This is a genomic window from Vibrio bathopelagicus, from assembly GCF_014879975.1.
GTDB classification, from domain to species: Bacteria; Pseudomonadota; Gammaproteobacteria; order Enterobacterales; family Vibrionaceae; genus Vibrio; species Vibrio bathopelagicus.
Genome location: NZ_CP062501.1, coordinates 1,460,285 through 1,485,698, shown reverse-complemented (window position 1 = coordinate 1,485,698; position 25,414 = coordinate 1,460,285). Strand labels below are relative to the sequence as shown.

34 protein-coding genes are annotated in these 25,414 nt (G+C 45.2%); 3 read left to right on the top strand and 31 right to left on the bottom strand.

What is annotated here, in order from left to right; genetic code table 11:
• Nucleotides 1–19 precede the first annotated feature (19 nt).
• The 12 genes from IHV80_RS22905 to IHV80_RS22850 all read right to left on the bottom strand — a co-directional run bounded on the left by IHV80_RS22905 (nt 20) and on the right by IHV80_RS22850 (nt 8,320).
• Complete coding sequence (locus tag IHV80_RS22905) at nt 20–1,915, bottom strand: hypothetical protein (RefSeq protein WP_192891108.1); 1,896 nt, start codon at nt 1,913–1,915, stop codon at nt 20–22.
• Nucleotides 1,916–1,951: 36 nt separating this feature from the next.
• On the bottom strand, nt 1,952–2,062 hold the full coding sequence (locus IHV80_RS22900) for a GpE family phage tail protein (protein WP_192891107.1): 111 nt from the start codon (nt 2,060–2,062) through the stop codon (nt 1,952–1,954).
• A 41-nt stretch (nt 2,063–2,103) separates the two neighbouring features.
• Complete coding sequence (locus IHV80_RS22895) at nt 2,104–2,388, bottom strand: phage tail assembly protein (protein ID WP_099165665.1); 285 nt, start codon at nt 2,386–2,388, stop codon at nt 2,104–2,106.
• The gene (gene gpM / locus IHV80_RS22890; RefSeq protein WP_192891106.1) at nt 2,372–3,097 is read right to left on the bottom strand and encodes a phage terminase small subunit; all 726 of its coding nucleotides are present in this window, start codon (nt 3,095–3,097) and stop codon (nt 2,372–2,374) included. Before gpM ends, IHV80_RS22895 begins: the two co-directional genes overlap by 17 nt.
• An 11-nt stretch (nt 3,098–3,108) precedes the next feature.
• A complete protein-coding gene (locus tag IHV80_RS22885) occupies nt 3,109–3,474 on the bottom strand; it encodes a phage tail tube protein (protein WP_061016063.1) in 366 nt (121 codons plus the stop codon).
• Nucleotides 3,475–3,477: 3 nt separating this feature from the next.
• A complete protein-coding gene (locus IHV80_RS22880; RefSeq protein ID WP_192891105.1) occupies nt 3,478–4,614 on the bottom strand; it encodes a phage tail sheath subtilisin-like domain-containing protein in 1,137 nt (378 codons plus the stop codon).
• Nucleotides 4,614–4,832, bottom strand: coding sequence for a DUF2635 domain-containing protein (locus IHV80_RS22875; RefSeq protein ID WP_192891104.1), 219 nt, complete (start codon nt 4,830–4,832; stop codon nt 4,614–4,616). The genes IHV80_RS22880 and IHV80_RS22875 overlap by 1 nt, the downstream gene beginning before the upstream one ends.
• A complete protein-coding gene (locus IHV80_RS22870; protein ID WP_192891103.1) occupies nt 4,832–5,371 on the bottom strand; it encodes a phage virion morphogenesis protein in 540 nt (179 codons plus the stop codon). Before IHV80_RS22870 ends, IHV80_RS22875 begins: the two co-directional genes overlap by 1 nt.
• Nucleotides 5,368–5,832 carry a phage tail protein gene (locus tag IHV80_RS22865; protein ID WP_102371049.1) on the bottom strand — a complete coding sequence of 155 codons (465 nt, stop codon included), beginning with the start codon at nt 5,830–5,832 and terminating at the stop codon, nt 5,368–5,370. The genes IHV80_RS22870 and IHV80_RS22865 overlap by 4 nt, the downstream gene beginning before the upstream one ends.
• Nucleotides 5,832–6,281 (bottom strand): head completion/stabilization protein, encoded by a 450-nt coding sequence (locus tag IHV80_RS22860; RefSeq protein ID WP_192891102.1) that lies wholly within the window; start codon nt 6,279–6,281, stop codon nt 5,832–5,834. The genes IHV80_RS22865 and IHV80_RS22860 overlap by 1 nt, the downstream gene beginning before the upstream one ends.
• A gap of 121 nt (nt 6,282–6,402) precedes the next feature.
• Nucleotides 6,403–7,440: a phage major capsid protein, P2 family gene (locus tag IHV80_RS22855; protein WP_192891101.1), complete on the bottom strand. Its 1,038-nt coding sequence runs from the start codon at nt 7,438–7,440 to the stop codon at nt 6,403–6,405.
• Nucleotides 7,441–7,486: 46 nt separating this feature from the next.
• On the bottom strand, nt 7,487–8,320 hold the full coding sequence (locus IHV80_RS22850; RefSeq protein ID WP_192891100.1) for a GPO family capsid scaffolding protein: 834 nt from the start codon (nt 8,318–8,320) through the stop codon (nt 7,487–7,489).
• Nucleotides 8,321–8,454: 134 nt separating this feature from the next.
• Between IHV80_RS22850 and IHV80_RS22845 the strand changes: the two genes are divergently transcribed.
• The 3 genes from IHV80_RS22845 to IHV80_RS22835 all read left to right on the top strand — a co-directional run bounded on the left by IHV80_RS22845 (nt 8,455) and on the right by IHV80_RS22835 (nt 12,144).
• The gene (locus IHV80_RS22845; protein WP_192891099.1) at nt 8,455–10,206 is read left to right on the top strand and encodes a terminase large subunit domain-containing protein; all 1,752 of its coding nucleotides are present in this window, start codon (nt 8,455–8,457) and stop codon (nt 10,204–10,206) included.
• 21 nt (nt 10,207–10,227) lie between these two features.
• On the top strand, nt 10,228–11,190 hold the full coding sequence (locus IHV80_RS22840; RefSeq protein WP_192891098.1) for a phage portal protein: 963 nt from the start codon (nt 10,228–10,230) through the stop codon (nt 11,188–11,190).
• 132 nt (nt 11,191–11,322) lie between these two features.
• On the top strand, nt 11,323–12,144 hold the full coding sequence (locus IHV80_RS22835; RefSeq protein WP_192891097.1) for a hypothetical protein: 822 nt from the start codon (nt 11,323–11,325) through the stop codon (nt 12,142–12,144).
• Between the two features lie 54 nt (nt 12,145–12,198).
• Here IHV80_RS22835 and IHV80_RS22830 read toward each other — a convergent pair whose 3' ends face one another.
• From IHV80_RS22830 to IHV80_RS22740, 19 genes are all read right to left on the bottom strand, one after another.
• The gene (locus tag IHV80_RS22830; RefSeq protein WP_192891096.1) at nt 12,199–12,450 is read right to left on the bottom strand and encodes a hypothetical protein; all 252 of its coding nucleotides are present in this window, start codon (nt 12,448–12,450) and stop codon (nt 12,199–12,201) included.
• A complete protein-coding gene (locus IHV80_RS22825) occupies nt 12,441–12,671 on the bottom strand; it encodes a hypothetical protein (RefSeq protein WP_192891095.1) in 231 nt (76 codons plus the stop codon). The genes IHV80_RS22830 and IHV80_RS22825 overlap by 10 nt, the downstream gene beginning before the upstream one ends.
• A 9-nt stretch (nt 12,672–12,680) precedes the next feature.
• Complete coding sequence (locus IHV80_RS22820) at nt 12,681–13,103, bottom strand: glycoside hydrolase family protein (RefSeq protein WP_192891094.1); 423 nt, start codon at nt 13,101–13,103, stop codon at nt 12,681–12,683.
• Between the two features lie 127 nt (nt 13,104–13,230).
• Nucleotides 13,231–13,767 carry a hypothetical protein gene (locus IHV80_RS22815; RefSeq protein WP_192891093.1) on the bottom strand — a complete coding sequence of 179 codons (537 nt, stop codon included), beginning with the start codon at nt 13,765–13,767 and terminating at the stop codon, nt 13,231–13,233.
• 2 nt (nt 13,768–13,769) lie between these two features.
• The gene (locus IHV80_RS22810) at nt 13,770–14,891 is read right to left on the bottom strand and encodes a hypothetical protein (protein ID WP_192891092.1); all 1,122 of its coding nucleotides are present in this window, start codon (nt 14,889–14,891) and stop codon (nt 13,770–13,772) included.
• Nucleotides 14,888–15,418 carry a hypothetical protein gene (locus IHV80_RS22805; protein ID WP_192891091.1) on the bottom strand — a complete coding sequence of 177 codons (531 nt, stop codon included), beginning with the start codon at nt 15,416–15,418 and terminating at the stop codon, nt 14,888–14,890. The genes IHV80_RS22810 and IHV80_RS22805 overlap by 4 nt, the downstream gene beginning before the upstream one ends.
• Nucleotides 15,400–16,443, bottom strand: a complete 1,044-nt coding sequence (locus IHV80_RS22800) for a baseplate J/gp47 family protein (protein ID WP_192891090.1) — start codon at nt 16,441–16,443, stop codon at nt 15,400–15,402. Before IHV80_RS22800 ends, IHV80_RS22805 begins: the two co-directional genes overlap by 19 nt.
• A complete protein-coding gene (locus tag IHV80_RS22795; RefSeq protein ID WP_192891089.1) occupies nt 16,440–16,841 on the bottom strand; it encodes a phage GP46 family protein in 402 nt (133 codons plus the stop codon). Before IHV80_RS22795 ends, IHV80_RS22800 begins: the two co-directional genes overlap by 4 nt.
• On the bottom strand, nt 16,838–17,437 hold the full coding sequence (locus IHV80_RS22790) for a phage baseplate assembly protein V (RefSeq protein ID WP_192891088.1): 600 nt from the start codon (nt 17,435–17,437) through the stop codon (nt 16,838–16,840). Before IHV80_RS22790 ends, IHV80_RS22795 begins: the two co-directional genes overlap by 4 nt.
• Nucleotides 17,430–18,368 (bottom strand): phage tail protein, encoded by a 939-nt coding sequence (locus tag IHV80_RS22785; RefSeq protein ID WP_192891087.1) that lies wholly within the window; start codon nt 18,366–18,368, stop codon nt 17,430–17,432. Before IHV80_RS22785 ends, IHV80_RS22790 begins: the two co-directional genes overlap by 8 nt.
• On the bottom strand, nt 18,365–19,555 hold the full coding sequence (locus IHV80_RS22780; RefSeq protein ID WP_192892206.1) for a DNA circularization N-terminal domain-containing protein: 1,191 nt from the start codon (nt 19,553–19,555) through the stop codon (nt 18,365–18,367). The genes IHV80_RS22785 and IHV80_RS22780 overlap by 4 nt, the downstream gene beginning before the upstream one ends.
• 270 nt (nt 19,556–19,825) lie before the next feature.
• Nucleotides 19,826–21,514 carry a tetratricopeptide repeat protein gene (locus tag IHV80_RS22775; protein ID WP_192891086.1) on the bottom strand — a complete coding sequence of 563 codons (1,689 nt, stop codon included), beginning with the start codon at nt 21,512–21,514 and terminating at the stop codon, nt 19,826–19,828.
• A 106-nt stretch (nt 21,515–21,620) separates the two neighbouring features.
• A complete protein-coding gene (locus IHV80_RS22770; protein WP_192891085.1) occupies nt 21,621–21,854 on the bottom strand; it encodes an ogr/Delta-like zinc finger family protein in 234 nt (77 codons plus the stop codon).
• Nucleotides 21,855–21,912: 58 nt separating this feature from the next.
• Nucleotides 21,913–22,209, bottom strand: coding sequence for a hypothetical protein (locus IHV80_RS22765; RefSeq protein ID WP_192891084.1), 297 nt, complete (start codon nt 22,207–22,209; stop codon nt 21,913–21,915).
• Nucleotides 22,210–22,221: 12 nt separating this feature from the next.
• Nucleotides 22,222–24,057 (bottom strand): replication endonuclease, encoded by a 1,836-nt coding sequence (locus IHV80_RS22760; protein WP_192891083.1) that lies wholly within the window; start codon nt 24,055–24,057, stop codon nt 22,222–22,224.
• A gap of 219 nt (nt 24,058–24,276) precedes the next feature.
• Nucleotides 24,277–24,555, bottom strand: coding sequence for a hypothetical protein (locus IHV80_RS22755; protein WP_016785360.1), 279 nt, complete (start codon nt 24,553–24,555; stop codon nt 24,277–24,279).
• Complete coding sequence (locus tag IHV80_RS22750) at nt 24,552–24,773, bottom strand: hypothetical protein (protein WP_102268063.1); 222 nt, start codon at nt 24,771–24,773, stop codon at nt 24,552–24,554. The genes IHV80_RS22755 and IHV80_RS22750 overlap by 4 nt, the downstream gene beginning before the upstream one ends.
• The gene (locus IHV80_RS22745; RefSeq protein WP_192891082.1) at nt 24,770–25,000 is read right to left on the bottom strand and encodes a hypothetical protein; all 231 of its coding nucleotides are present in this window, start codon (nt 24,998–25,000) and stop codon (nt 24,770–24,772) included. The genes IHV80_RS22750 and IHV80_RS22745 overlap by 4 nt, the downstream gene beginning before the upstream one ends.
• Complete coding sequence (locus tag IHV80_RS22740; protein ID WP_192891081.1) at nt 25,000–25,407, bottom strand: hypothetical protein; 408 nt, start codon at nt 25,405–25,407, stop codon at nt 25,000–25,002. Before IHV80_RS22740 ends, IHV80_RS22745 begins: the two co-directional genes overlap by 1 nt.
• Between the last annotated feature and the right edge of the window lie 7 nt (nt 25,408–25,414).

The following is a 25,414-nucleotide window of genomic DNA, read 5'->3' as shown; positions in this document are numbered from 1 at the left end:
TGATAGGGCTTCCATTTAATTAAAAGCTTGCCGCCATATTCCCCACATCTAAGTTCAAATCTGTGCCTTGTTCTGCCTTCGCTTTATCAATAGCGACTGGCTTATCTGACTTGATGGTTAATGACACTTCAGATTTACTTTTCACGGTTTGGTTACCTAGAGGACTATAAGCTGTGCTTTGCTTAAGAGGCTGAACTCCTCCAGTTTGATAAGCATGGTAACCTTGCTCCGTTTGGGTTCGTTCCGTTCGATTTTGGGTTTCATTGGTCGTAATGCCAAGCGTCGCGCTCTTATCTTCAATACGATTGAGCTTAGCGGCTAAGTTATCGACTTCTTGGCTAGCTTCATCAGTTTGAATTTTCCAACCATCGGGGATGAGTGCATCTGGAAGTTTGTTGATTAGCGCTTTGAATTTATCCCACAACCAACCAATGCTGTCACCAATCCATTTAATCACTTTGTCTAAGCCAATGAACTTATCGATTAAATAAGTGAGGGCGATTACTGCAGCGGCAACAGCGGCCACTATAAGCCCGATTGGGTTTGCCAAAACCGCTGCATTCAAAGCAATCAACGCCACTTTGAGAATGGCGACCGTCGCCAGAACCCCTTTGAAGTTTTGCGCTAACCAAATAAGCCCTTTACCTAGCAGTTCAAAACCTTGATAAAGACCATCTACGGTTTGGATAAGCTTTTCGATAAAACCGGTTCGCCAAGCTGCATTCTTAAACTTCTCAGAAAACTGGGTGAATGCTTTGGTCGCTTTTTCCATGATGGGTGCAAGTGCTGCAAACTTCATAGAGCGAACGCTTTCTTCGATTTTTTGCAGAGCATCATTGTAGGCTTCCGCTTTCGCCGCATCTTCTGCAGTCGCACCGCCACCCAATGCATTGAGTTCTTTTCTCGCCGCCGTTAACCCTTCAGTGCCTTCACGCAACATGATCAGCATTTTGCGACCGTCTTGGCCAAAGGCTGCATCGGCAAAGGCCATTTGTTCTTGCGGCGTTTCAAGCTGAGAAAACTCTTCAAGGAGCATTTCATACGCCTGCTTAGTGTCTTGCGCGCCCTGTAAGTCTCTATGCAGCGCGTTCTTACTCTTTTTAAGATACGAGCCTAACGCACCTGAACCCGTTTGCTGCAGCACGCCAAGTCGCTTGGTGAAGCGAAGCATAGAGTTAGACAGTGCATCAGAGCTTACCCCTGCATGTTTAGCTTGGGATTGCATGGCTTGGAGTTCTTCAATAGGTAATTTTAGGTTGGCTGATGTCTTTGCTAGGTTATCCATTTCACCTGCAGCGCCATTCACTTGTGTCACTAACCCTGCAAAGCTCAAACCACTTAAAAGCGCCGCGCCTTTTCCTGCAGCTGCAGCGCCGACCTTGGGAAATTTGATTGCACGGTTCAGCTTTTGAATCGGGCTAATGACTCTTTGTAAGGTGGTATAACGTTTACTGAGCCTTCCTATTTCCTTACCGTGTTTCTTATAACTTCGATTCAATCGGTCGTATTCATCATCGAGATTAGCCGTATTCACGCCTGTCTTTTTTAACTGGGTATCGAGCTTTTCTAAATGGGATTTATACCCTTCTTGCTCAGTGTTCAGTTTGCTCAGCTTAGCTTGCTGCTTTGTAATTTTCTCCGTTAGAGCCGCACTTGGGGATTCAACGCCTGCTGCTTTTACTTTTAACTCCTCAAGCTTTTCGCTGACCGCAGCAACCGCAATGGCGTTCTTGTCCATCGCTTTTCGTGACGTTTTTAAAGAGTCAATCATCCCCATTGCGGCAGAATCATCAGCCTGTGTCTTCTGTACCTTTTTGATGGATTTGGCGTAATAATCGCTTTCGCCACTCATCCCTTTGAGAACGGCTGAAGTCTTGTCTTTCATATCCATGAGAACAGACAGTTTCATTTTCATTATGGATAGCCTTTTGTTGATACAAAAAAAGAGAGCTCATTCGCTCTCTTGTGGTCTTTGTTCGTGCCTCTCTCGGGCAAGCTCTCGAAACAGTAATAGATCGTCGTAGCTGAGTTTGTCTATTTCGCTTGGGGGCCAATGGAACACAAGGGCGATATCTGCGTAATAGTCTTCAACTCGATCTATTACTATTCCGTCGCAACGAAAAAAGAGGCAAGCGTCGTGAGCAAAGGCGCCCAGTTCTCTGGAGGCATATTGATAATGTCACGCTCGTTCAAGCAAGAGATTCGAGGTAATAGGGTTTGTCCTGCCTCAAACTTCATTCCGCACACATCTATCAAGCTTAATCCACGCAAATGCCCAGAGTGTGGCTTGCTGATATCAATATGCGTAAGCGATTTACCATCTTTTTCAATAGGCGAGGCCAACTCCGCGACCTTGACTTGTGACTCGTCTTTAATGGGGTTGGTCATAACCAAGCTCCTTTTGTAATGCTTCTAGCTTTTTCTTCACACCGCCTTTGTTTGGATCTAGCTTCATCACTAGCTCAAACAGGTTGTGCGCCTTTTCTTTGTCGTCAGCTTCAAAGTGCCAGTCACCGACTAGGCGGAACATTTTCACTTTAAGTGGGGCGTTGGTAGCAAGCTCACCAGCCAGTAAATCATTTACGGCTTTAAGCAGGTATTCGCGCTTGTACGCTTTCTTTTCAGTGTGCGCTTTGTGTGTGTACTTAAAGACGTAATCACAAAACCCCGTTTGACCATTCACTTTGAAATTAGCCGGTGTTTCTAATCCGCCATCGATGGCCGCTCTAAAGTCATCGTGAATTTCTTCAAACTGGCCAAGGTCAAAGTGCCACATATAAAAGCACCACATTACGTCGAGGTTGCCGTAGTCGCCTTTGTGAGTGTCCAGTAGCTTTTCAACCAATGGTCGGTACTTGTTAATGAGCTCTTGCTTGTACGGATCTTTCTCTTTCGAACCCGACAAGGTGCGCAAGTAGCTTTGGTCTTGCTTAAACACGAGTTGCGTTTCTTCCCAGGGCTTGTCAGCAAAGGCGGCGCGAAGGGCTTGGCTTACTGCTGACTCGTTCATAGCGTTAACACTGTCGATAGCTTCAAAGGTTTCAACCGGTTCTGGCTTTGCCTTATGAGCCTCTCGTTTCATCAGTATGGATAACATGGTCTTTCTCCTTACTGCGGGATGAGTTCGTCACCGTTGAAGAGCACTTCAAGCTGACCATCTTTTATCGCAACCGTAAGCGGGTCGACTGTCCATGCGCCTTTCAAGGTGTAAGCGCGGTTTGTATTTGTTTCTAAAGTGATGTCTTCACCCACAAAATCAGCAATGGCTTTTTCATCGGTGTCTTGAGCGTGAATGATGGTGCATTTGATGAAAGGCGCATCCGAGAATTGTTCAGAGAAACCCAAAGGGCCATCGTCACCCATTATGGTTTCGCGCTTCATGTTGCCAAGGCCATATTCCGCCCCTTCCTTGATGGGAAGGCGCCCCAATGAGCCCGCATTAAGGACAGCACGGCTAGTGATTTTTGTTCCCATGACTTACTTCCTAAATTGAATTTTGCCTGCAACGATGATCAAACCGTTCACGAACTGCGGTGAATCTTGGTAGTTGACGCGCTGCTTGTTGGTTTCATCGAGCTCGACAATAAGCGACTTTTTGTAGCCATCGAAATCTTGCACGATGCCTTGGTATTCCAAATCTCGATACAAGGTCAACAGCTTGGCTTTGAACATGGTCGGCGTCACAATAGGCTGACCTTTGGCGAACTTGGTTCCGTCTTTCGCGACTTTATGGCGAGGGTAGACACTTAAGATCAACGAGCGCTGCTTCTGACGAAAATACATGGCGGTTGCCGGCGTCATAACATCGAGGTAACTGTTGTCCGTTACGCCAGCTGCGTTTTCGGTGTAAGCGGTAACGGCGCGCTCGACTAACACTTCATTCGCTGAGTTCACCGTGTAGGTACTTAACCCTTCATACAAAAAGAGGTTACGTTCAGCCCAGTCCCACTCTTGTTCTGCCAGTGAGTAAACACCGTTTAACTTGAGCGTTTGCAGTGGCCTGCAAGGGTCAATCGCCAATGATGGGGCGATTTGACCAACCCATGCGCCAATCGCTGCCGCGTCTGACAGTGGCGCTTCTGCAGAGTCACCCAAGTTATTGATGGGCAGAAAGTTGATTAACGCGCAGTTGCTTGTTGGTGCAAAGGTGATGAGCTCTGCGTGTGTGCCTTTCTTTGGTAGATACGCGATGCCTGGTACTTGCTCTAAGGCTCCATATCGCTCTTCAAGAAAAGTCCCTAACTCTCGAATGGTGGTACTGTCATTCAATGAGCACATGATGTGGTGATATTGAACGTCACCCAACGCGGCTAAGGCGCTTGCGGTGTCACTATCTTCAACACTGACCGCAAAGATAGGCATGGTTTTATCTTGCTTACGGAAATAGGTGATCATTTCCACTATGTCGCTATTGGCACCAAACGAAGCTGCCGCAATCGTCTCATCCATACAAAGCGTGACTTTGTTTGGCGCGACCGTTGCGTCACTGACCGCATTACCGATCGCCAAAATAGCTTGCAAGTCTTCTGCGCTGTTTGCCAGGCTATTATCAATTTCAATGTAAACACCGGGAACGCGAGCGGTGCTGGGTACTTCAGCAAAACCAATACTCATTATTTAGTTTCCTTTTTGGCTGTGGGCTTGGCTGTTTTATCGATGACCACGATACTTTTTTCAGCGAGTCTACGTAGCCAGTAAGCGTTACGAGGTTTATCTTCACCTGCCGCTTTCAGTGGCTCTCGGGTTGTTGGGTCTTTCACGATTAAGTTTGTTTTCGCTGGCTTAATCTTGAAAGTGGGTAGCGCCGTTTTCTCTACTTCTTGTTTATCCATTACGCTGCATCCTCTAGTGCAAAGTGTTCCGCTGCCATGGCGAGTAACTCTCGCTCTAGAGCAGGTGTCCAACCAATGAAGGTTCGTTTGGGCATTTGGTAATTGCGCTTGGTTTTTACGCCACCTGTCCATTGACCTGTTTTACTGTTGTAGTGACCATTAACGCGAGTCGTAAATGACACTTGATCGCCTTGGTTGTGCTCTTGGCCAATGCGACCTGCGACGCCTTTTAGGCCAACCTCAAAGCTCTCTTCTGTAACGTGAGTTCTTAACGCCTTACCAAAACCCAGCAACATGTTTTTATTGTTCACGGTGTTCTGCGCTTGAGTGCCATCCCATAGTTGGGTTGTTTTTCGCCGTGTTCGGCTTTGGTACGGGTTGTTGTCTATATCTCGCTGAGCACGAATTTGCTGACGAAAGAACTGCCTTGCGTGGTTGGCCATGCGTTTATTCAGCTCAAACTTATCACTGGCCGTCAGCACTAAACTTTCCACAGCCTGAGTCAATTGCTCAGGCGTCGCGAGGGTTAACTCACTCATGGCAAATCATCTAAGTGGCCGACAAAGTAGACCAATTCACCGAGCTGGTCTTCATCGGCTCGCGCTTCAAAGCCACTGACACATTCATAACGGGTATCACCTTGCTTCCAATTGCCTTGTTCGTTTTCTTGAAGGTTGAACTCTTCACGAATATCAATTTTCAGCTTGAGATCAAACGCACCTTTATCGAGAGGCTCTAGCGCGAACGTCGGCATAGGCAAGCCTTTTTCGGCTCGCTCTGGGTCAAATTTATTGAGCCAGCTGACTAATTGCATAAACAACACTTGCGGCTCTAACTTGGCGCTTTGCAAGAAAATGATGGCGGTATACTCAATTTCAAATCCATCGACATCTGAACCCTGACCACAAAATAAGGCGCCATCCTCCGCCCACACATCCATTTTGGCCGCATCGGTTACATGGCTTTTGAATAGGTCTGTTAAGCTTTGCAGCGCTTTCATTACACCCTCTCAAAGCAGTAGGTTTCTTCTGCGTGAATCAACATGTCTATGGCTTGGCGGTACTGCACTTCACACTCTTCTTTCTTACGGGTGAGCGCTTCTTGTCTGTCTGCCGCTTCAGCGGTGGCGTCACCACTCATTTGCACACTGATTAGTTGAGCGGCGGTCAGTGCGAATACAGCTTGCTTGTAAAGGGTTTCGGCCGAGTCATCATCACCAAAGCGTTCTTGAGATAACTCCGTCAAACTAGCAAAGGGGGTTAAGGTGTCTTTAAGTTCAGAATGCACTTTGATGCGTGACACCGTAGCGTGATGCAGAATGCCTGCCTCTGTTTCATTGCTTTGGAAATGGAACAGAGACTGAAACTCTGAAATTTTCAGGGCTGGATATTTGTCCGAGGCTGGCAACTCAGATTCATAGCGCTCGTTTTTATCACCGACAAATTCCATTATGTATCCTTACAGTGTTAGGGAATGCAGGCCGACAATCGCGAATAACAGTTAGCACCAAAGCGCACCTGAAACAGCAATAGAGCCTGCATTGAGGGGGTGTTAGTTTGTAATGGTTGGCTTAATGCCAAGCCTCGTTAATCCAAAGCTTCACGTTTTTGAATTCAATGGCTGCAGCTTTGCCAATCTCTTCGATCACGTAAGCCATGTTCATCGACTCAAAGTTTTCAATTTGGTCTTTTTCGTCGTTCTTCTTACCTGTAGAGCGGCGAACTGAACCTTCTTGAATGTAGATGGATAGGTTGTCGTAACTGGTCACCATGATGCCCGTTGAAGGGAAGCCTGGTACTTTCACTGCAGGCAGACCGCCATAAGTACCGATGACTTGCAGTTCTTGAATTTTGCCTTTTTCGCTTGGCGTATTACCGTGTGCTTCGTAGAACTTAGCTTTGTCATAAGCAAGCAAGTCAGAGCCGATGATGGCCACAAGGTTTGAGTCATTTTCACAGGCATCATGCAGTAGGTTTTTCGTTTCAAGCACGGCTAGGTCTAGGTTGATGAAGTCACCACCTTCACCGATACGAATTTCACCATCCGCTTTTTGTCCCGTGGTGATTAAGCGATCTTCGTTATGATCACGCATGGCTTGGAACCAACCTTTATTCACATCTTCACCGTTCGGATTAGCGCTAGCATCGGTATTTTTAGCGACACTTACGCCATACCAACCAATGGTGATCTTATTGGCGTCAATCTGCTCTCGGGTTGCTTTACTTATCAAGGCGTTGAAGTTTTTATGGTGCGCCCACGCGTCCAGTTTTGCGTAACGAAGCGCGGTATCAAAGTTTGTTTGCTCACACATGTAAGGCATCGCCCCCATGCTTGAGTGATCTTTCGGTGTGCGTTTGCCCGAGCCCGATGTATCGGTACGACTGGCAATCATGCCCGTAGCGCCAAGACCAATGGATTCACCTTTTTGATTTTTCACTGAGATGATGTTGATTTTGTTAAGGAACCAGTTGCTTTCACGGATAGCCGCGATAATGCGCCGAGTACCATTCGGGCTCACGTTAAACTTCTCGGTTGCATCATCTACATCGTTTTGCGCTGCCACGGCTTTCACGTAGGCGCTGAGTTTTATTTTGGTCTGCTTTTGCATGTTCTTACCTAATTCAATTCGTTATGGGTTGAGGGCGTGTCGAAGCCTATAAGTAGCGCTCTTCGTCATTACCTTCACCGGCTAACTTGCGCTGCTCTTCATCGGTCAATTTGCTGAATTTTTCAATTTGACCGGTTAGGTTTTCTATCTGTGAAGACAGTGTCTCTACCTGGTCTTTTAGTTCGGTGACATCCGTACTGTCTTCAGCTTCAGCAGGTTGCTCCGGCGGCTTACCATTAGTGTTTAGCTTTTCAACTTGCTCATTTAACTGGCTGAGTTGTTGCTGATTTTCTTTGCCTTGCTCAATGCTCTGCTTGAGTAGCTCTTCAAGTTCTTTACTCATGTCGTCTTCTTCCTGTTGTTGTGAGAGCTGCTCAAGTTCACTTTCGCCCTTAAGCCAGCGTTTAAATGTATGGAACATCGAGGCTTCTTCCTCGGTGTCTTTCGAGAGTTGTTCTGGGGTAATTTGAAAGCTCGTTGGAACGCACGCTTTATCTTTACTGTTAGCCGACAATTGAATCTGCGTCGTACCTAACGATGCTGGCTCATCAGTCAGGGCCAATCCGGTCAGGTAAGCTTTCCCTGTATCTGCAAACTTTTCATAGAACTCACATGAGGTATGTAAAAGCTGTCCTTGCTCAGCCATACGTAAAAGCATTGAGTTTGGTTTCAGTACGGCGAATAGCTTGTCTTCTTTCTTTTCGACAGAGAGGACAGAGCCGTACTTATTGCTCCACGGGTAGTGGTCTGCATTAATTCGAGCTGTATAAACGTCTGGGCTATAAGTTTCTGCAATCTCATCAATGATTTTTTGCTCAATGACTCGACCATCAATGGTTGCTCCTGCCTGTAAAATACAAATTAGCTCTGATTGGAACATGCCTAAACTCTCCTAAATTCGATGATTCCAATTTACCCAATGCCTCCGCCTTTTTGTATTTGTCCTAGTTCTAAACGCTTGATATAGAAATCGTTTAAGCTGAGTAATCACAGGCGCTGTAGCACTATGCAAACATGGAAAATAATGTTGTTAGCGAACCGCTCTATACCGCCGACCAAACGAAAGCTTTGGGACTGTTTTTACGCCAACGTAAGCCTGCTGAAATTGCAGAAACGGTTAGCGTAGCCACACGCACGGTTCAAAAATGGATAACTCAGTTTGATTGGAAAACGCTGAGGGATGACGCGCCCGTCGAATTAATGATGAGACAGCGCATTGCTTACTTGATGTGGGTTGATCAAAAGCTTGAGAGCCAAGAGCGTGAGCTCAAGATGTTGCTCGAACAGCAATTCAAACGTGATGAAGCAGAGCAAAGGCGCAACCGACCAGCTGGCCGAAACGATGGCGAGCAAAAGCGTGGTCGTAAGCCAAATAAGACGAAGAACGATGTGTCCCACATAACCAAAGAGATGTTGGACGAATATCGCGAGAAAACCTTCTTCGAATACCAAAAGGACATTCACGGCCATAAGCAAAACGATGAAATCAATGAAGTGCGCTTTTATCTTAAGTCGCGTCAAATTGGTCTTACGTTCTATTTTGCCTTTGAAGCGTTTGAAGATGCGGTGCTGACTGGCGACAACCAGGTGTTTATCTCTGCGTCGAAAAAGCAGTCCTATATCTTCAAAAACTACATTCGTAAGTTTGCACTAGAGATTGGTGAAGTTGACTTAAAAGGTAAGGACGACATCGAGCTCAGCAACGGCGCGAACCTTGGCTTTATGTCCACCAACGTAGCGACCTCTCAAGGTTTTAACGGCCACATGTATTGGGACGAGGTGTTCTGGATCCCAGGCTTTGCGGATTTAGATAATTACGCGGGCGGTATGTCGATGCAATCGCAGTTCCGCACCACTTACATTTCGACACCTTCTACCATGGCCCATGAAGCCTACCCGAAATGGCAAGGCAAGAAAGAGCACGGCATTGATATTAGCCACAAGGCGCGAAAAGCCGGTGCTTTGGGTGTTGATTTTATCTTCCGTCAAATGATCACGGTGGATGATGCGATTAAGAAAGGCGCGACCTTCTTCAACATGGATAAGCTCAAGCGTAAATATCCGGTTAAAGAGATTTTCGACAATCTATTGCGTTGTAAGTTTTTGGACGACAGCGCTTCATTCTTCTCACTGAAAGCACTACTGGCGTGTAAGGCAGACAGTTCACTTTGGAAAGATGTCGACCACGAGAAAGCAAGACCCGTGGGTAACGCAGAAGTTTTAGTCGGCTATGACCCAAGAGGTGGCGGTACGGGTGAGAGCTCGGATGATGCAGGCTTAGTGGTGGCGTTAAAGCCTAGACGTAAAGGCGGCGTGTTCCGATTTATTGAGCGGGTTCGCCTTAAAGGCTCCAGCTATGAGCAACAAGCCGACACCATTCGCGGCATTACTGAGAAATACAATGTGGTGTACATGGCCATGGATACCAGTGGCGTAGGCTCGGCTACCGCTGAGCTGGTTCGTAAGTTTTACCCAGCTCTGGTCGAGCTGGATTACTCACCTGAAGTGAAACGACTGATGGCCTACAAGTCGAGAGAAATCATTAACAGTGGCCGCTTACAGTTTGAAGCGGAATGGGATGATCTCGTTCACTCGTTCTTAATGATTCGCCAGCAAACCACCAAGGTGAGTAACCAAATTACCTTTGTTTCCAACCGCAGCAAAATTGGCTCTCATGCGGATTTAGCCTGGGCTTCGATGCATGTGATGCGTTGGGAGCCGATTGATATAAACAATGACACCAACACCAGTGTCGAGTTCTTCTAGCCTAATTATTGGAGAGGCCAAGTGATAGAGATTGAATTTTCTAACCCCGTGAGCGTGATGAACAGCGACATTCTCAGCTATTTAGAAGTGGCGTTGGTTGATGGTTTATACGAACCGCCGGTTGCACTCGATACATTAGCCAAGGCACTTCGCACGAACCCGATGCATTCGAGTGCGATTGAGTTTAAGCGCAATACGTTAATGCATGCCATTGCGCTGAGTGGATTACTCTCACGCCAAGATGCAAAGCGCTTTATTCAAGACTACCTCACTTTTGGTGGTGCTCACCTGCAGGTGATTCGTGATTATAGAGGTTTAGGCGAAGTCGTTAAGCTTAAGCACTTACCGACACTTTACATGCGTAGGCGTGAAGACTTAGGTTGGTCGTATAAGCCAAGAGCTTACGATGATGATGGGCGTATCGACTACAAACATAACCAAGTGTTCTATTTAGGAGATTATGACGTTGCTCAAGAGCTGTATGGCTTACCGAGCCACATTAGCTCTTTGACCTCTATTTGGCTGAACGATGATGCCACGTTGTTTCGTCGTCAGTACTACCGTAACGGTAACCATGCCGGTTACTTGCTGTATATGAATGAGCCAACCATGACAGAAAAGCAAGAAAAGGCCATCAAGAAGCAGCTACAAGCTCAAGAAGGTATGGCATTTAAAAACTTATTTGTGAATGCCAAAGGTAAAGACACCAAAGCCCCAGAGCTCAAGCCAATTGGTCAGGTGGAAGCCAAAGACTCATACAAAGAAGTAAAGAACCAAACCATGAACGAGGTGCTTTCGGTTCACCGTGTGCCAATCGAGTTGATGAGCATTCGACGCGAGAGTATTACGTCACTCGATTTGAACAAGGTCGATTGGCTATTCCACAAGAACGAACTGCTGCCACTGATTGATATGATGCAAGAATTGAATGATTTTGTGGGGAGTGAGGTGATAACCGAAAATACATATGTGAAACCAGACTAATTTCCTGATCTATCAAATAAAATGCAACACACTGCACATCTTATGGTGTGTTATTGATTCACACCTTGAATGTATTGATATGCAGCGTTAAATTGCTGCCAGAAATTGATAGTAATTATAGGAATACACGATATGACATTGAAAAGCTTAATTGTGGCAAGCGCAATCTTTCTTGGAGGATGTTCTGGCATTACACATCAAGAACGCGATACTGAATCAGCACCGTATGCTGGGTATATTGCTATTAATCCGATTTCATTACCTAACGGCACTATAGGGGAGTTCTCCCTTACATCTGCAGAAATACAGAGACGAAAATCTGAAAAGAGAATTGATCAAGATCTCGAATTCTTAATCAACAATGCAGCAAGGATTTCAATCAAAGAGATAGATGAAAATGGGAGCGTTAATTACCTATCATCTGGAGTGACATCAAAAAATAGTTACTATCATTCCACCATCGATTACATAAAATATCACTCTAGTTCTATAAAATTACCTGTTGAAAAAAACGTAAATGGTGAGTATGACTTTGTGATAATTGGAGTTGCTGTAGGGGTAGGGCTTCGGGCAGAAGCTTCTTTTACTGCTAATGAATCAGGAATTAATATTGCCGATATAATCAATATAGGAGCTTCAGCACAATCTAAAAAGATTTCAGGCTCTATGGCATTTCAAACAATGGGAATCGAAAGCAAAGCAATTTCAGATACACTGCCAATTCCTTCAGAACTAAGTACTTCTACGATTCAAAATGCTTTACAAACAATGGCTACGGTAAAAGCAAATATATATTCACACGAAACAAATGTTATTCCTCAAATTGTTGGTATCGAGATACAAAATTATCCTGAAGGCGTGACAGTTTCCGACATCATAAAAGCGATACACACTAACAAGTCGATGTTGTCTGATCAGGTTCGAGATGAACTAAGTCAATATGGGGCTTTTTAATAGAGTTCGTTGTTACGTCTTTGTACTAATTACCGCCCATATGAGGCGGTATTTTTATGCGACGTCTTTTCCTTGGAGTAAGGTGTGTAGGCGGTCGAACTCTTTCACCATGCTGCGTTCTATTCTGTCGCCTAGCTCTTTGACATCATCTTTGGTGGCGTAGGTTTCCGCTACGTGAGTCTTGTGCTCACCAAGCTCTTTCGATAGCCGAAACAGATAACCAATCAATAAGCTAAGGATAAGGGTGACAAAGGTACAAAACGCTATCACTGCGTTAAGCCAGTTCGGATCTATTGTCATTCCCATTGTTCGACCTCTTTGAGTTTTTTACCTTTCAGTGAATGGATAATGTCATTCACTGTTTCTTGTGTGACATCGTTCGCTGTGAGTGTTTTAAGCTTCTCTAGGCCCCAAATTACAAGACGAGAGGCGAAGCGCTCTAGAATCACTTTCCATGCGACTTGTAAGATCAAGCCTTTCAGCACTTCCCATAGAGTTTTACCTAAAATTCCGGTAATAAAGTTCATAACCATTCCTTACTTTTGTATTGGTTCAGTTCCATAACGCATCATGTCACTGAGTGTTTTAGAGCGGATACCCACCTGTCTTGCCCAGCGACTGTTTAACATTTCATTTGCGGCCGCCTGCCAAGCTTGCTGTTCAATGAGAGCAATGGTCTTTTTGAATTTCTGAAAACGTGGTAAGCCCATATTGAAGATCATGTCGACAATCACAGCCTGGCGAACTTCATTCAATGCACTGAAGAAAGGTAGGGTTTGAGCCTGTTGCATCACTTCGTTAATATTGTGTTGAAGTAGCTGTTCTGCTTCTTCTAGGGTAATGCCGTTATCACTAAGGTTGCGGCCATAACCGATGGTGAGTTTTCCTATGCTGCATCGATACGGCTTAAGCCGAAGACCTTCATGTTTCTTAATCAGTGTTGTGGCTAACGTTTCCATACTGGCGACCTAATGTAATGAACTAGGCTTAGTTTACCGTGGTGGTTAAGTGGCGGATATTGGGGCGAATTCTAGATGGAAAATGTAGAAAACCCAGCGCAATGGCTGGGTTTAAATAGAGTTGGGATTAGTTGGTAGGCGGTGTTGGCCAAGGGTTTTCTGTTTGGATTTTGTCACGAGCAGCTAAGGCTTGAGCCTCTATTGCTCGTGCGTCACCTTCAAAACCCTGTAGGCGTTTGATGTTGGCTTCAGCAAACAATGGGTCGCATACTTGAACGTATTGACTACGGCGAACGTTATCGATTTGGTTATATTCAGCAATGTGTTGATTGCTCTTGTTGGTTACCCAAGCGTCGTCAATCCACTCGTCAAATTGAGTCACTGGCTTTTTGGGTGTGAAGTTATCTTTGATTGAGCCGAGTTCAGAAACTGATTCTGACTTAGTACAATCAGTTTTATCATAAACTGTCGTAGTGCGATGGTCTTCGATGTATTCAGAATCAACAGCCATACCAGACTTATCGTGAATAACGACCACTGCAAAACCTTGCTTTGTAGGCAGTGGTTGTGTAGTTATTGCATTGCGTGGAATATTCCACTTAGACTGAGCATCATACTCACCGATGACTTCTTTGGTTAATGGGTCAATCATCCAGTATTTCATTGTTAAACCTCTATAAGAATAGGGAAGGCGATGTTGCGAGGTCTAGAAACCCCACCACCCCAGCCTGATTTATTCATAAAATCACCAGCTGAACCATGAGGGTAACGCGGAATGTATGAAGCTCGAATATTGCTGTAATCAGAATACATACCAACATCTAGGCCCGCCGCTTCTCTTATCCCTACAATGTTCCCAGGTGAGTTTGCTTCTATACCAAAGATATGACCTTCGTACGTATCATTGACTGCAACGGCTGTTCCTTTTTGCCAACTAGCAAAGTTACGGCTAGCATCAATTCCACGTCCTTGATCTAAAACTCGGAAAAATTCTCCCCCCACATCAGGGAAATCCATCATCCCCGTTTTAGAATCAACAAATTCGGGTAGTGCCGCTGCCAAGCGCCAAAACACAGCTGCCGGAACTGAATTACCAATAATATTTAGTGTACCTTCAGGGCAGGTCATGCTCATCCAAGGAAAGAGAGGTGTGCCTGGTCGAGACTTTTTGTATGGCGACCAATAAAACGGCTTGGAGTTATCATTCCAGCCGTGCTGACGATTATTCAGATCTAATGGGTCTTTATCTGCCAGTGATTCAACGTTCGAGTACCATTGCCAGTAAGAAAGCTCACCCGTCTGGGCATCTTTCGTATAGCAGGTCTCACCTGTTGAGTAAGTTCGAGAGGGGTCGTATGGCATGGCCTGCATCTTAGAGGCAAAACGTGCCAAAAATTCGGTTTCAGTCAAGAAGTCACTGTTTTGGAAAACAAGATCACCAGGGCTACCAGTGACGGTTGATTTCAATGTCAACATCCCCCCAATACCTTTTGGCAATGCGACTTTCGGCGTTTCACACTCAATGACTACGGCGCTCTCATTATCAACGATGTGAACCTTATACATGTACTCATCAAAATGGGTTTCGGTAGGTAAACGCATTTCAAATGTGAGGACGCCATTTTCATCGTAATAACTGGCATGAATAGTAGAGTTGTAGAACTCATACACATCAGCCGATTCAGGTCCAATATTACCCAGTAGCTTAAATTGCTTTATGGTGGATTTAAGCGAACTGGTTAATATGCTCAAACCATGCGTTGTTGGGATCGCTTGTAATTGGTTCACGAGTCACCTCCTATTTCTAGCAGCCAAGTAATGGCAGTGGTGTATAGATATTGCGCGTTGGCGTTAATCGACAGTTCTTGGCTAAACTCTGGAGTAAACGTCATTGCGGTATTTTGATTAACAGTGACACGACCGGTTAATGGGTAAATCCAATGAAACTCGGTGTGAGGCAGTCGTTTTTCTTCTAGCGCTTTAAAGGCCGCGTCATTGTTGTAGCTATAAAGGTCTATTTTGATGAGGTTTGGGCTTGCGACCTCGTCATATACCACACCGTTTGACCCCATCGTCATCAAGAGCCGTTGATAGTCTGAAATCTTCCAACCAAATTGTTGCTCTTCAAACTCCGTTAACAGCGACAGTTCAATCTCGTCATGGGTTTGCTTGAAGTCTTTGGCCATGCCTTTGATGGTGTTGGCAAGCTCTACGTTCGCGGTGTCTTGCCAATATTCGCCTTTGGGTAATAGCCCACGATAGGCGCCTTCAAAATCACCGGCACTGTATTCAATAACTAAGTCGGAGGTGTCCACGTCACGCCTCCTAATACATGTATCTGATTGTTATCAATGGCGACTTCTCCAACTGGAGAGCGAACAATAAAGTTGTTGGTCACGGTAGAGATAGTTAAGACAATTTCTGTGTTGGTGATGGACTCCGGCTTTTTGGTTGTCGGCTCGATGTTGCCCATTTTCCCTTTCACCAAGTTTTCGAGTGCAGTGACCACATCGTCTCGTACTTCTTGGTCTTCAATACCTTGGACCTCGATATTGATTGGCGCTTGCTCTGGTAGGTAAGCAAATGGATGACAACCTGCCAGTCGGTTACGCTCAAAGGTATCTTGCACTAACTTGATCACTTCAGCGCTTAAGGTTGGATTGTTTTCTCGCGCACCGATATACACTTCCACCATGCCTCGCTGTGGGGTGTTATCAAGCGCCCAAGCAAAATCCACATCCGAGTGAGCCGATACGGCCCACACTTCATAATCCGCCGCTTTGCCAATCAGCTCGTTCTTTTCAAATGCAACGATGACACGCGCTCGCCAGTGCTCGAGTTCTTCAATATTGGCCCCTCCGCCAACACCAAGTGAAAGCACACTGTTTGGGTCAATACCGCTTAGCCCTTCGCTTAACGTAAGCACTGCGCCTTCGGCTAGATTGCTATCTACGCCAGATTCAATTGCAATGACATCAACGGGGACGTTGCTGTATTGTTCTTTGGTGGTTTCGTACTCGTGATTAGCATGCGTTAAACGGGTGCCTTTTTTGATCACCACTGTGCCACCAAACTCAGTGAACTGGACTCGGCCCGTTGCGAACGTGGGCAGCAGTCGAGGGGCTTTATGGCGATTGGCGTGTAGGTATAACCACTCTTCAGAGCAGGTTTCAGGGTGCAGCTGCCTGAACAGCAAATCTTGATAACCATATTGCCCATAGCTGACACCAGCAATGGCAGCGGCTATCGCTTTGGTTGCGGGGTTGTTTTGCCCTGTTTCAGATACCAGATTGGCTTCTGCGCGAGCAATTAAACGGTCTAGGCTTCGTTGTGTACTCATTGGTTAACCTTTGAAAGTGGAACATCAAACTGAGAGCCATCGGCTAAGGTGATCATCACATTACGACCCATCTGATTTGGCTTCTCTCGCCATACTGAAACCTCAACCGCTTTGGCGTGGCCATCGGTAATGAGCCAAGCGAGCGACTCTTCACAAAACCGTTTAGCGAGGCTTAGCGTTTCGTCTGTAAGCTTTGCTCGCTTGAGCGTCCAATCACGAGAGCCGACCACGTTTACCAACTCATTGCTCCAAGTGCCGCCGCGCTCATTGCTTGCCATACGGGCGCGATCGTTTTGAGTGGATTCGGCGTAGTTATAAACACTCTGCAGAACGGCGTGGGTTAATCCCTCTGTAGAGCTGAGCGGCGCTGTCAGGGCGGTTAAGTTGAAATGACTCATCCTTTGTTTGGCCCCTTGGTGGTTCTTGTTGTCCCGTCATCTGTGTAGTCGTGGTCATGCTTTTCAACTTTGACACCGCCGAACGTACCTGAAGAGCCACCAACAGCGCCCGTAACCTGGGTATCTTTCATAACCGTTAGGTTGCCGCCTATCTCTACATCACCAGAAAACGTGGACTTAGGTGCAGTAACGTTCACTGCCGTTGCGTTCACTGTGGTTTCTTGTGCCGATATCACTTCTAACTTTGCGCAGGCGTTTATCTTGATGCCTTGCTCTGTGAAGTGAACAAGGTTGCCTTTGTCATCGAGTATCGCGACTTCACCTGGCTGTAACTCTATTTGGTGGCGTTCGTCTTCTACGTTCACGGTGATGCCGCGAGATGTGGTTCCACCAATAAACAGGTTGTAAGTTTTCGCCCCTGGTAGTGGGCGACTCATAAAACCGTAGTTGTGCACCCGTTTTATCTTGTCGTTGGTTCGGCCTGTCGCGGTCTTGATTTGTAATCGGCCTGTGGTTGCACCTGTGACAATGCCGGTGCCAATCACGTTTTTAATTCTGGCCATTAATCGCTGTTGTTGCTGCAGAGCACTAGACATAGCTTTGCTCCTTAAACGGCCTGAATAACTCAACCGAAGTTTCCGTAGAGCTTTCAGACACTGATAGGCCAAGCGACTTGATCACCAACATCTCACTGAAGCTTTGCTCTTGGTCTGCCACTCGAATCACTCGGTTTAATCCATCAATGGCCAACTCAGGGAATATGTCGGCAATCGTGCTTGATGCTGTCAGGCTTTGAGCTATGGCAAGGTTGCGCTCATATTTAGCACGAGACAGGCAAGCTTCACGGTTTTGTAATTGGTCACAGGTGATCACCATGGTGCGTGAGCTGTCGACGTTTGGATTGATGATCTGTGCGCTTGCGTCATCCCACTGGCCTTGCACATCAATGGTGTGAAATTGCTGATTGAAGGTGCGCTTGATGTTTAGGCTGTCGATGTTATTGCCCGTTTCTAGGCCGATGTTGCTGATAGTTGCATGCGCGGTGTTTTCAATGGTCAACACGCCACTGCGCTCAACCAACATAAAACCTTGCTCTCGGATGAGTTGTGCTACGTTCTCTACAGGCGATTCGGCATTTATCTGAAACTCAGGGATGACCGGCATACTCTTCACCAGGCTTTTCACTTTCAAACCAAATGGCTTGGCGACATGACGAAGTAGCTCTTCAACGTTTAAGTTATAAAGCGCGTCCATCGTGATGCGTGAATCAATCATGTTGGCACTCTTTGAACGGCCAGAAATGGAAACAGCGTGAGCACTTGAATCGGTGTTTGAATCCACACCATCAATCTGACCAATCAGAATCGATTTGCCGTTTAGGAAGAACTCAACCGACAACGGGCTTTCAATACTTATAGGCTCAATTGAGCAATTGAACGTGTGGGCCAGCTGTTCTATGGAGTAGTTGAGATTCGCTTGATAGAAGGTGCGCGGCTTGCCATCAATGTGCATCGTTAGCGTGTTCATGACACATCCCTCACGGCAATGTCACCACGAATAAAAAGCGGGTGCTGCAGTGCATTCATTTTGGTGATGACTTTTTCTTGAGTGAACTCATCGTGCGCAATCGCCAGCGCAGACTGAAAGCGTGGTGACTGTACCGTTCTATGGGGCGCGGTTCCGCTGACCACCTTATCTTGCTGAACCTTCACATTGCTTTTCAATGTCGTGGCCGCGTCGAACAACTCAATGCTTTCAAGCGTCGATACTTGGGTGGTGTCTTTGATGCGCTCATCGATACCGACAATCAAAGTAGACAGGTCATTCTTGATGGTTTCAGGCTGCTTAGCCGACTGCGTAATATCAAAGCGGTCGCCTTTCTCTAGGTGTGTGATGTCTTTGTTCATCTTCACTGCGCCCGTCACCATTTGTACATTATGGTGTTGAGTTGGTGTGTCCGGTTTTACTTCACCTAGCAGTAAAGCTTGAGCACTGCGCGAGTTGTCTACCGCTTTATTGCTTGAGCTTGGCTCAGCTTGAACACCATCGGCCACCGCATTCACTGACGTAGAAAACAGATCGGCGAACTCAGTGGGGTTGGTACTGAGGCTACTCACTGCCGAAAATGCTTTATTGATGGCGTAGTTAATGTCTTGAAGGTTTTCATCTTCGAGGTTCAAACGGTTGGTGATGTCGACCAACACGTTCAATGCGCTGGTGACATCACTCTGAACCCTGTGAATGTCCGATACATCCAAGCCATTTACTTCTGTTACGAAAGAACGTTTCGACAAGCTCTCGACTATGTTGGCCTGCGTTTTTGTACGAACTGAAGTAGGAGCAGTGATTGATGGGGAAGAACCAGCGCGAGCAAACTTCAGGCTCAGCGTGACCAAGCCTTTCTTGGTACTGATGCTTTGAGATACGTCTTCAAAGACAAGCGGCAGCTCACCCAACCAAGGATGCTCTAGCTCGCCAGTTGGTGTTGCTTCTAGGTTTTCAATGAGGGCATTAGCATCGGCCAGAGAACTGGAACCCACAAACACCGCTTCAATCGTGTAAGTTCGGGCTTTTGTTCCCATGACTTTGATGTGTGGTAGGTCAGAGTAGGGGATTTCGCTGACTTGCAAGCGCTTACCACCATCAAAGGCGGTCGATAGGGTGTTGAGCTTAAGCCCATTCCATCTAGCGTGCTCGTACTGTCGTTCCCACATCAAAAAGCCACCAACTACAGAAGAAAATCAGAATTAGGCAGCGAGAATAAAATTAGTGATGGAGTAGGGCGCTCAGGCCCTGTTCGGACTCACCCACCCCTCCACACCAAAATTCCACACTGCAATTATGCGATCTCAGAACCGCATTTCATTTCGGTAGTTGTATTGGAACACAGCCCCCGATGTATCTACATCGAGGGCTGTTTTAGATAGGGGATTTAGAGATCGTCCGAGATCGTTTTTGTGCGTTTCGGAAGCGTGAACTTTAAACTAAGCTAATTTCAACTTCGCTTCTTTAATACATTTACTCAAACGATGACCTTCGAGACTATCTGGATTAATGCTTAGAGCTTTTTTAACCGCTTCTTCCGCTTGCTTGATTCGTCCTGTATTTAAGAGTAACTCAGCATATGTTTCTTGATATTCGTAGTTTTCACTTTCAAAATTAAATGCTCGGTTAATCATCTCCTCAGCCTCATCGTATCTTTGGCATAGATTTAGGAAGTGAGCATAGTTGTTATAGTAAATACCGATGCCCAAACCTTCACTATATTCTAAAGCCAGACGAAGATATGCTTCCGCATTAACCAAATCACCTTCTTCAGTTAGGGCTGACGCATAACCTGAGAATCCAACAGGGTCTGATGGTTCTTCTTCCATAATTTCTTCAAAAAGTATTTTGGCCTCAGCGATTTGGCCTCTAGATACCTTAATGTGTGCTAAATTCCCTTTAGTGATAATGCTATCTGGATGTAGTTCCGCTGCTTTTATGTAATTTTTTTCAGCGGTTTCCAAATTCCCCATATCAAAATAGACATTAGCTAAATTTGTGTGAAGCTCCGGTGAATTAGGTAAATGCTTTAGTGCTTTTTCATACACTGCTATTTTGTCTAGGTTTGACTTGAACTCAGAAGCCTCGAATTCCCAATCTAACCAGTCTCGAACTTCACTAGGATTGTTATCTCTTAGCATGCTTTTCACTTCTTCGGGACTTTCTTTATAAATAGCTTTGGCTTTTTCATCCAAAGTCTCAAGCATTTGTCTTGTATGTTCTTCAACAGAATTTTTTTGCTTACGTCTGTTATACCCCCAAACAGAACCTATCTCTAACATGAGCTGGTCGAAGCCTGGTGTAGGAACTAAAACACCTTGATGTTTATCCATTAACTTTAAAATATCCCCATTAGGTTCTTCACCATTTTCGTAATAACACCAAAAAGGACGGCCATTAATATCTTGTGGGTCCAACTGGCTTAGAAAATTCATCAGACTACCGTCATTACCGCCATAGCCGATAAAAACGGGGGTATAAAACCGGAAAATATTTTGTAAAGCTTCACTCCACTGTGAATGGAGAACTCCGACGCCGTTAGCGTCGTTAATAGGGTCGGTGAATAAATCTCGGTGTATTTTTGCAATCATTGGGCGGCGGGCCATTGGCTTTAAATAACCAGCAAGAGACTCATGACCGATAACATGAGGTGTTTTACTTCCATATATATAAAGAGAATCAGCTACTAAATTATCGAAATTAGTAGTTATCACCATATTATGTCGTTCTTGCGCAAGAACCCAAGCTAGCACTGCATATCCAAAACTAGGGCTACGATTATCTATAGCCTTTTCTAATTCTGCGTATCCAGCCTCATGATCACCTTCAAAACATTTTTCAAAGATACCTGGGTAGAATGCAGCTAGGTTCAAATGGTTCCATTTATCCCCAAAATTAAGAGGGTCACTAGTTAACCAGTCCTCATAATTGATATTTGGTTTAGTCAATTCTCGGTTGAACATTATACGCATCCAATCATCAGCTAAACTAGCAGCGCCTTTAACTTTAGATTCGATAGAGGCTCCCGCACCGAGGACAAATACAAACCGCCTATCCGGCATAGTTTCATGTACTCGTTTCATCTCGTCTAGAAAGCCACTAAGTGACCACTTTTGTTTACAACTCATTTAGATTACAACCCTAAAAACACATTATACAATCTTATCAATCGCTTAGTGAGTTTACGAGTAAAGAGTACTATTAATGATAATTTATACGGATGGTTATATAGCGTTATGTAAAAATATCCATCTGGTTCACATCACCTTTGCACAGCTCTGGTTGTAGCTTTGGATCTGGCGGCACTCCAACAGAGTCTATAATCCCCTCTACAGAAGTAAGAGTATGAAAGCGAACACCACAGTTAAAATTGAGGCATTGCCAGTAGGCTTTCCGTGTCTCGTTTGACATTTCTTGTGAAGTAACAATTCGGGTTTTGCATCCGCATGTTGGGCATGGCATTAGCATTAATGTAATCTCCCTTTTTAATTAATACGTTCAATGCCCACCCCTAAGTGATTGAACGCTATTTATCTCTAGCTCTTTCGAAGTCGTTAAACTCTTGGCTACCAAGTGCATAGGGGTTTTTCCCGCCTCTTTTGCCGAGTAGGTATGCTTGGCGCCTTCTCAAAGGCAGGGAGCTAACTATCGGTTTGGGTTTGATTTTCTCTAGCATAATTAACGCGTAACTTTCAGTGGAGGCATTAAATATGCCTACCGTTGCTTCGGGTTCTAATTCATAGGCACGTTGCGCTTGTTCTAATGTTTCAAAGCTTCCCACAAGTTCCACTTTTGATGAGCCAATACCAAACCAATAACTCATATATGCCTCTTTTTATATTGTGGCTAACCGTCCGTTTCTAAGTTTTAAGGACATGTGTTTGTCTATTGGTACAGTAGCACCAAGCGACAATGGCCGCAGCAAGCATTGAACCCCTTTAACGCTCCATCCGGTCACGTCCATCAATGCTTGCTCAAGTGGCGAAATCGGTATTTTGTCTTTCTGGTTACACTTATTTTCAGTGCTCCAAGGAAGGGCGCCGCCCTTTTTAAGATCAAGAGCACGACGCTTTACGTCTTTAGTTTTCACCAAACTAAATTGCTCGCTACATGTTGCGATGACCTTACCAAGCCAATTGATTCCAATGACGCGCTTTACCGTATCACCGTACTGGTTGAATTTATCTTCATAAGCCAGCTTGGCTTTGAAGCCCAATTCACAAAAACCTTTCCAGCGGGAGTTATCAGCATGATCTCGAAGTTGTTCTAACTCTTCATCGAAAGCAGTTTCCGTTGGATTAGCTCTGCGTAATTGTCGCCAGAGCCCGACAGAAGGGGAGCCAGATTGAGAGAATTGCTTAATTCTGTGTATGCGCGCCCATGCTGTCGCAGAAAGTGCTGTTTGTTTCGCATCACCTTCTGGCATATGTGCACCGTTAATGTTCTTGGAAATGTACTTGATGATATAACCCGTAGCCGTACCTTGTGACGGGTCACAATCTTTAATCGTTATACGAGGAGTTTTATCAAGCTTACCGTTGATGATGAGTTCGCTTTTATCTTCATCAATAGCAATACCCTCAATGATGTCTATCAGGTCTTGCTTTTGCCTTGGGTGCACATACAAAAACATATGAGCATGAGGCGTACCGTCTTTGTGAGGTTCAGCGACACGAAGCCCAAACCATTGAATATCAATCTTTGGTTTTTTAAACCAAGCTCGTGCACATCGCCATTTAGCCATCATTACTTCATGTGCCTCTTTGGGTGTGCAGCCGTTCCATTTAGATGAATTACGATGGTATTTACTTGGCAATGTCCAGTTGACAAAAACGCCTTCATATCCCAGTTCAATAGCACGCTCTTCATCTCCACGGCTACGAACCACCAATTCAATGCGGCGGTTTTCTGGGTTTGCCGTAGTTCGTTTAACCACTTCCGATAAATCAAACGCTTGACCTGTGTCATCGTTCAACACAGACATGGAATTTACAAATTGCTCTGCTTCGATTTGCTTCTTTTCCCAACGGGCATAAGAACGACTGGATACATACTTACGTTGACCTTTATTACCGCCAACGCGACTCAAAGCAATTTGTGAATACTCGATATATTGGGTACGTAAAAACTTAAACTTGCGGACTAGATAGCTCACATCCAGACAACGACGAATAGCACGTTCTAATTCACGCTCTGCGTCCTCAATGGTTTCATGTTTCTTTTTAATTTGTGGAGCTTTGATATAAAAACGCTTCATATCTTCACGAATGCCATAAAACACTTTTTCAAGAGCATCGACATAACTCGACTCACCTTCTTCAATCTCAGTCATTTGGATCAAGCGTGTGAACATTTCAGTCAGGTTTGTAGCTAAATGCTCTAATGCTTCATCACACATTAAAACACGATGGTTTAGCTCTATTGAACTGCGCGCACTACTATGCAAACGCTGCCTTTCTGGTGCATTGCTTCGTTCATCCACAAAAGTGTATTTATCTTCAATAAATGGAGAGTACTTGAGTGCGTGTTTCACTGAGTCATTAGTGAATCGGTCGATGTTCTGTTGAGTCGCGTTAGTACGACGTTTACGGCGGGAAACCTGAAACCTCACATCATCTTGAACAATGCGAGGTAATCGAGGTAAAAATTCACGAGCAAATAATGGGTACACTTAGTATTCCTTGTAACTTAGAATGCTTTTTTTATCGGACGGGTAATTCCATTCAGTTACAGCTTGGTTGTAATTTTGCGCAGTATTGCCCTCATGCCCACACTGATCACAGGCAACATAATGTTTTGGGGTGTCATCTAAACTTTGTTCACAAAACACTTGGCTACTTTGGCACTTAGCGCAATTGCGAATAGCTTGGACTGCTATATAACTTCTCATTTATTGCTTCACATCCCCTGGGTTCGCATTACTTACCGAGCCCCAAGGTTCAGCGCACCCGTTTTCACTACACACATAATTCATTGGCTGAGAGTTACCCTTAACACGCTTTTTAATGCCGTGTTTTTCGCGCAACTTCGACACTAAAAAGCGCGCTCGCTCTCGTTTCTTTGGATCTGGGTTCTCCATTCCCGCCATATCAGGGCAGGGCTTGTGTATTGGAGATGTGATAGGCAAGTCAGCCGTCGATTTTGCAGGTCTAAAAGTCACGTCACTCATGCTGCCACCTCAACAAATATCACTTCTGGTTTCTTCTTCTTTTCTTCTAACGTAGCCAGAATCTCTTTTACTTTGTCGTCATAAACACTTAAATACAGGTTTGCCCCTGCAAGACTCCAAGCCGTTTGAACTCGTTGCTTCTTCCCAAAACCACAGAAGAAGCGATCACCAATTTTTATCGCTACTGCTTGTTTTTGCGCTTGCTTGTAAAAACTCATAATTCGCTAAACTCCTGTGTGTCCATAATCATGTGACCGCCAGTGTGATTGCCTTTTATGATCACGCCATTCATAACGTGTTCGCAGTTCAACGCCTCGCATGCTGACTCAATAGCAAGTTTTGGCGAATCAAACTCGCCTAAGTGAAGGTTCATTACTTCATTGGTTTCAGAGTGGCGAACCACACCACCACCGCTGTTCAAGGTTACCGCTATATAACTCAGCATCAGTTTGCCCCCACAGCTGACAAACAAAACTGTTCGAATTGATATAACGCTTCATCATCAAAGTGGCTTAGGTCACGTAGACCAAGCATTTCAAGAAACAGGTGGCGGTTACTCATATCTAAGCTCGTCCAGTGGTGAAGCTGTGAAACTTGTTCGATCGAACCGTTGCGATACCAACTAGGAAATGAATGCCCGAAAAACAAACGAGCACGTTCACCGTCCATTGCATTTCTAATATCGGCTAATACGTCAGCTTGAGAGCGATGTGTTTCAATGGGGGGGTGCTTCTTAGCAATTGCATCTAACTGGCATAGCAATTCATGCTGTTGCGTTGTGCTACTTGAACTAAAGCGCTGTGCAATGAGTTCAAATGATTGTTCAAATAGGTGATTTTCGAGATTACTCATGACGTCA